This window comes from Acinetobacter sp. 24-47-67, from assembly GCF_056779735.1.
This window is the reverse complement of sequence record NZ_JBWYIK010000006.1, coordinates 167,681-174,051: the sequence shown is the minus strand read 5'-3', so window position 1 is coordinate 174,051 and position 6,371 is coordinate 167,681. Positions and strand designations below refer to the sequence as shown.

The 6,371-nt window shown below is 36.6% G+C and carries 4 protein-coding genes; all 4 read right to left on the bottom strand.

Translation table 11 applies throughout. The features are described from left to right. Nucleotides 1-2,117 (bottom strand): Ig-like domain-containing protein (locus tag AC1M9K_RS09490; protein WP_481589126.1); only part of this gene is annotated, 2,117 nt, incomplete at its 3' end. 577 nt (nucleotides 2,118-2,694) lie between these two features. Further along, nucleotides 2,695-4,194, bottom strand: a complete 1,500-nt coding sequence (locus tag AC1M9K_RS09485; protein WP_179998547.1) for a cation:proton antiporter — start codon at nucleotides 4,192-4,194, stop codon at nucleotides 2,695-2,697. Between the two features lie 204 nt (nucleotides 4,195-4,398). Then, on the bottom strand, nucleotides 4,399-5,298 hold the full coding sequence (gene ypfJ, locus AC1M9K_RS09480; protein ID WP_481589125.1) for a KPN_02809 family neutral zinc metallopeptidase: 900 nt from the start codon (nucleotides 5,296-5,298) through the stop codon (nucleotides 4,399-4,401). 56 nt (nucleotides 5,299-5,354) lie between these two features. Next, nucleotides 5,355-6,278: a DUF808 domain-containing protein gene (locus AC1M9K_RS09475; protein WP_481589124.1), complete on the bottom strand. Its 924-nt coding sequence runs from the start codon at nucleotides 6,276-6,278 to the stop codon at nucleotides 5,355-5,357. Nucleotides 6,279-6,371 lie beyond the last annotated feature (93 nt).

The following is a 6,371-nucleotide window of genomic DNA, read 5'->3' as shown; positions in this document are numbered from 1 at the left end:
TCTTTGTCTTTAACAACGACATTTACTGTTGTTCCTGGTTCAGTTGTACCTGTGATTTCTGGTGTTGTATCGTTTGTATCCGCAATTGGATCAATCGTTACATCGGTATCAAATGGTGCAGTTGTATCAACTTTAAATGAGCCATTAGATGTCGCTTCACCAACGTTACCAGCTTTATCTTTCGCTTCAGCTTTAACTGTATATTCACCTTCTGGTAGTGCTTCAGTCGGTGTATACGACCAGTTACCTTCTGGATCTACAGTCGCATCACCTGTTGCTACAGGGTTGCCATCTTTGTCTAAGATTTCAACTTTTACTGTTGCGCCTGGTTCAGTCTTACCATTAATTTCAGGAGTTGTATCACTAGTATCTTCTAGAGGATCGATTGTAATTTCCGGATCGATTGTATCAACTTCAACCGTAGTTTTAGCAGGTTGACTTACATTTCCTACCGCATCACGAGCTGAAGCCTCGACACTATATGTACCATCTGGTAACGCTTTAGATGGCTTATATGTCCAGCTACCATCGGCTGCAACATTCACAACGGCAGATTGAACAACCTTGCCAGCCGCATCCTTGATTTCAACACGTACTTGTGTTGCACCATCTTCAGTTTTACCTTTAAAGGTAGGCGCATCAATGTTCGTAAGTGGTAACTCTTCAATCGTTACTTTAGGTGGAGTAATATCCACAGTAAAGCTTGAAGTAGCGACTTTACTATTACCAGCCGCGTCATATGCTGTTGCTTCTAGTTTATAGTCACCTTCAGCTAATGTTACAGGTGATTTAAACTGCCATTTACCGTTGGTCACTGTAGCAGGACCTTCTGCGATAATCTTACCTGAACTATCGCGAATCACTACTTTTACGCTCTCACTATCTTTAGTGGTTCCCGTAAATGTAGGAGTTTGATTTTTAGTTGTAGTCACTGGATTATTCTCCGATTCCGAAAGAGTATTTGCGATTGCAGCGATTGCAAAAGTTGATTGATTCGTTGCTGTATCCCAACCCTCAGGTTCAGGATCAGTAGGGATTGGATCGATGTCTATGTCTGGAGGAGTTAAGTCAACATTGAATTCTTGTTTTTCTTCTTCACCTTTATTTCCTGATTTATCAATAGGCGTTACGATAACTTCGTATTTACCTTCATCAAGGTTTTTCTCAGGTGTATATTCCCATTTACCATCTTTATCAACAGGAACAGTTTCTTTATCAACCACGTTCCCATCTTTATCTTTAATTTCTATTTCAACATTAGATTCTGGCTCACCTTCACCTGATAATTTAGGTGTTTCTGAGTTTGTTTCACCCTTATTTCCAATTTCATCAATAGTGATGTCTGATGGTGGGACAGTATCAAGCGTGATTGTCTTAATCGGTGATTTATCACTTTCTTGACCACTTACAGTTTGTGTGACAGAAAGCTCATAGATACCATCTTTTAAATCTTGATCAGGTGTAAAACTCCAATCACCATTAGACAATGCAACCGTCTCACCAATTAGTTCATCGCCATTATAGATTTTGATGATTGCACCAGGTTGAGCTCCAGAACCTTTGATTTCTGGACGAGCATCATTTGTTACACCACCATCAGCAACTTCACCGATATGCTCTGGCACATCATCAATGACGATTGGTGCATTTAATAATGCACTTGGCTTTGGCTGAGGCGTAGGATTAGAGTCAGAACCATTATCTGCGACTGCTGCAATTGCACCAGCTGCACCAGCACCAATTAACCAAGGGAGAATACCACCGATAAAATCATCGGAATAAAGAAGAGGTTCGATTTCTTCGATTGGGTAATACAGAATTGTTTCTGCAATTGAGCCATCTTCATTGGTAAATTTAACCCAATAAAGTTGACCACTTTCATCTTGGAATACGAGGCTGTTATCAGCAAATGAAGGATTGAAATAGTTTTCAATCACAATCACTTCACCATTACGCAAATTGATTAGAGCATTATTATTATCACGAGTGATTGAAGCTACATCATCTTTAGATACTTGAACGACAACTACAGAGTTTTCGTTAAGCCCCACTTGACTAGAGTTGACATTCTCTAATACCTGATGACTCTCTTTAGATATTACGGAGATATTAGCCATGGTAAATTCTCACTTATAAATTTTATTTTTATCGATCTTTCTACATCTAAGATACAAAAAAGATAGACACTATTATCTATAAGTGAGATTTATATCACATTTTTAAGATTTAATGCGAATAGATTTTGCGTATTTTATCAGCTTTTTGTAACCGCTCATCCACAATCAAAATATATCTTTTATTTACAAATACTTATGACATAAGAATTAATATTTTTACTTACTTTTAGGATATTTCAGGTCACCAAATTTCAAAGGCTTACTTATCATAATTTCTGCTATATTTAGCTTAACTACATACGGTAACTTGCTCACCTAACATTTTAATGTTAGTAAACTAGTATACTTTTCATTTTATATTGAAAATTAATACTTACTTTTTAGTAAGTTAAGAAATAAAATTTGCTTTAAATATGATGTAATTTTCACATATTAATTTGATATTTCATCGATATAATTCTGCGTAACTGAATAAAATATTTAAACAATATCACTGTTATCTTCTGCATTGATCATGCTTAATTCATAAAAAAAAGAGCAAGCACTATCATGCTTGCTTCAATTGAATATAATTTTTTTAGAAATTTTCTGGATTTTCTAACTTCTTCACCTCTTCAGCTTTAGCGGGATGATGGACGATTGCCACACCATCATCAGAAGTCCGATCTAATATCACTTCAGGATTATAAATCGTAATAATCTCATTACCTTTACTATCTTCACCAACAATATATTTAAATCCTTTACGATTAAGCTTATTACATAATCGCTGATATATTCCTTTTAAGCCCTCTTTTTCCTCATTAGGGTTGTAATAGAAAGCATTCATGACTGCTGGCAAACCTAAACCACATACTACGCCCGATAATAAAACAACAATAAAAGTATAACCAATTAAGATACTACTGTATTGCCTTAACTCTGGGACATTAGCAACCGCAAGAATTAGAGCCAATGAAATCCCCCCTCTTACTCCCCCCCATGATAAAATTGCTAGGCTACCGTTATAGCTTTTCTTACGAAACGATGGGAAAAATGCAAAAGCCAGAAAGTTCGCAGCAAAACGTGAAATATGTAAAATTACAAATGCGATAATACCGCCAAGTATCATGCTGGCATTAAGATCAAGAATAAACAGCTCTAAACCAATTAAAGTAAATAAAAAAGAATTAATGATACCTTCAACTGTATGCCAAAAGTGATTTACTTCTTGGATTTCACGATTTTGTAAAATTTCTTTCCATTTATTACCAACAATAAGTCCACCAATCACACATGCGATTGGTGCTGATGCATGAGCAAATAAAGCAACCAAATATGAACCACAAGCCAGTAAAGCTGTCGTTAGGATTAATGATTCCATTTCATGCTTCCCGCGAAGCAATCGTAAAATCCCCCAACCAAATACCAAACCAATAATTACAGCTACCACAATTTCATAAAGGAGTGTTTGTAGTGTCAGCAACAGACTAAAATGCTCGCCTTCAAGCACATTCAACAATGTCATAAATACAGCGATACACATTGCATCATTGAACAGTGATTCACCCTCCAATTTCACCATTAAATGATGTGGTGCACGTACAGAACTGAGTACCCCTTTGATTCCGATTGGATCTGTAGCCCCTAAAGCAGAACCGAGTAATAAAAGTACGAGTATTGGTACAGGGTTACCAATCAAATATTGAAATCCAAATAATAATCCACCAAACAATGCTGCACACAAAACCAAAGCAATAGTGGCAAGAATACTAATTGGCTTCCAATACACTTTTAGATCAGACACTTTAAATTTCAATGCCGACGATGTAAGAATGAAGCAAATAACACCATTTACGAGAAAATCATAAAAATCAATATGACGGACTGCTTCTTCAATATTTGCCAAATTAATGGTGATAAAACGATTATCCCCTAATAAATTGGCAGCCCATTGCAGAATAAAGACAAAAATTGCTGAAACAATTGGCACCCCTATCGCTTGGGGAAAACCTAGAATTCGTTTATTGAATATGGTGGTGGCAATTGAGAGGGCAAAAACCACTGTAAATACTTGGAGAAAAAAAAAGTTGCCCATTTTGCACTCTATGATATGTTTTATTTAAATGAGATCATTTAAATTTTAAATGAAAAAACTATAGTCATTTATTTATTTTATATAAAGAATGTTTACTCGCAATCCCTTTTTTTTAAAGATGTGTAGCCTTCCTAATAAATTATTCCATTAGCAGGCTACATGTATTAACTTTGCAAAAAAATCAATCGATTCTGCTTGGTAGATTTAGATTGAGGTATTGAATGTATCACATTGGTTCACATCACCTGTTTTCATGCCACGATCGAACCAATACATTCTTTGTTGGCTTGTGCCGTGGGTAAAGCTATCAGGAACCACATGTCCTCTAGCCTTTTTCTGAAGATAATCATCACCAATCTTATGCGCCGCATCCATTGCCTCTTCAACATCACCTTGCTCCAAGAATTGAGTTCGTTGATGTGTATCTTTTGCCCACACACCAGCTAGACAATCAGCTTGCAATTCCAAACGGACTGATAATTGGTTCCCTTGAGCTTCAGTAGCTCGTTGTCTAGCTTGTTGGACTTGAGTTGAAATACCTAAAAGATTTTGAATATGATGTCCGACTTCATGCGCAATCACATAAGCTTGTGCAAAGTCACCAGCAGCATTTTGTGTAGATAATTCTGATTGATTTCGTTCACCCGATATACCCATTTGCTGACGCATATCTTTAAAAAAATCAGTATCAATATAGATTTTTTCGTCTGCAGGACAATAAAATGGCCCCATCGCTGACTGGGCTGTACCACAGCCTGAATTGACTACACCACTAAACATCACTAGTTTCGGTGCTTGGTATTGCATTCCCTGTTTTTGAAAAACGGTGGTCCATGTATCTTCAGTATCAGCGAGTACCGTACCAACAAATGCCGCTGTTTCTTGTTGCTCGGGTGTTGGGTTTTCAATCCCTATCGCTTGTTGCTGATTGTTAGAAGTCACTTGTTTAGTTGCCTGATAGGCTTGTTGTGGATCAACCCCAAAAAATTTCCAAGCAACAAATGCAACAACTAAACCGAGAATACTAATTCCACCAGCTTTACCCCCACCGCCTCCACGGCGATCTTCTAAATTACTACTTACTCTCCGGCCTTTCCAACGCATAATCTCAGCCCTTTTTTAATCATATAACTTCATATAATACGTTATTTCATCAAACTCTAAACTTCTCTAGCGTTCCATAGTTTTTGTATTCCTGAAACAACGACCAAAACAATAAGTCCTGCAATAAAACCTATGACAAAGTTTAAGAGCGTCGGGGTTAAAGCACCGATGATACTGCCTACATTTGGAATATGTTCAATATAATCGACTGAATCTTCAGTAAAGTGATGAAATAATGGAATGGTATGATTAATAATACCGCCACCAACCAAGAACATCGCGATTGTTCCGACAATGGTTAGTGTCTTCATAAGTTTAGGCGCAAAAGCAAGTAAGCCCTGACCAATTCTTTGTTTCAATGCAGACGTTTGTTTGACGAGATAAAATCCCAAATCATCAATTTTAACAATCATAGCAACCAAACCATAAACACCAATCGTCATTAAAATTGCGATGACTGACAAGACTGCAACCTTAATTCCAAAAGTAGCTGCTGCAACTGTACCCAATGAAATCACGATAATTTCAGCAGATAAAATAAAGTCTGTTCGTATCGCGCCTTTGATTTTATCTTTCTCAAAAGTTGCTAGATCTACATTTAAGTTTTCGAGTTCTTTTTCGGCCTGTTCAGATGTTTTAGCTTTTTTATGGTGTAATGAGTGAATTACTTTTTCTACACCTTCATAACATAAAAATAATCCACCTAACATCAATAAAGGATTTATAAGCCAAGGTGCAATCACACTAATTAATAATGCTAATGGAACCAAAATTAATTTATTAACAAATGAGCCTTTTGCAACAGACCAAACGACAGGCAATTCACGGTCGGCTTTCACACCACTAACTTGTTGAGCATTGAGTGCTAAGTCATCACCCAATACACCGGCCGTTTTTTTTGCAGCCATTTTACTCATCAGCGCAACATCATCAAGAATGGTGGCTATATCATCTAATAGCACCAATAAACTATTTGCCATTATTGTTATCCTTCTTTGTTTTTTGGAATTTTATTCTTCTATTTCAATTTATTCTGTATCAACATTATTAAAAGTATCTCAAATAAGGTGTTT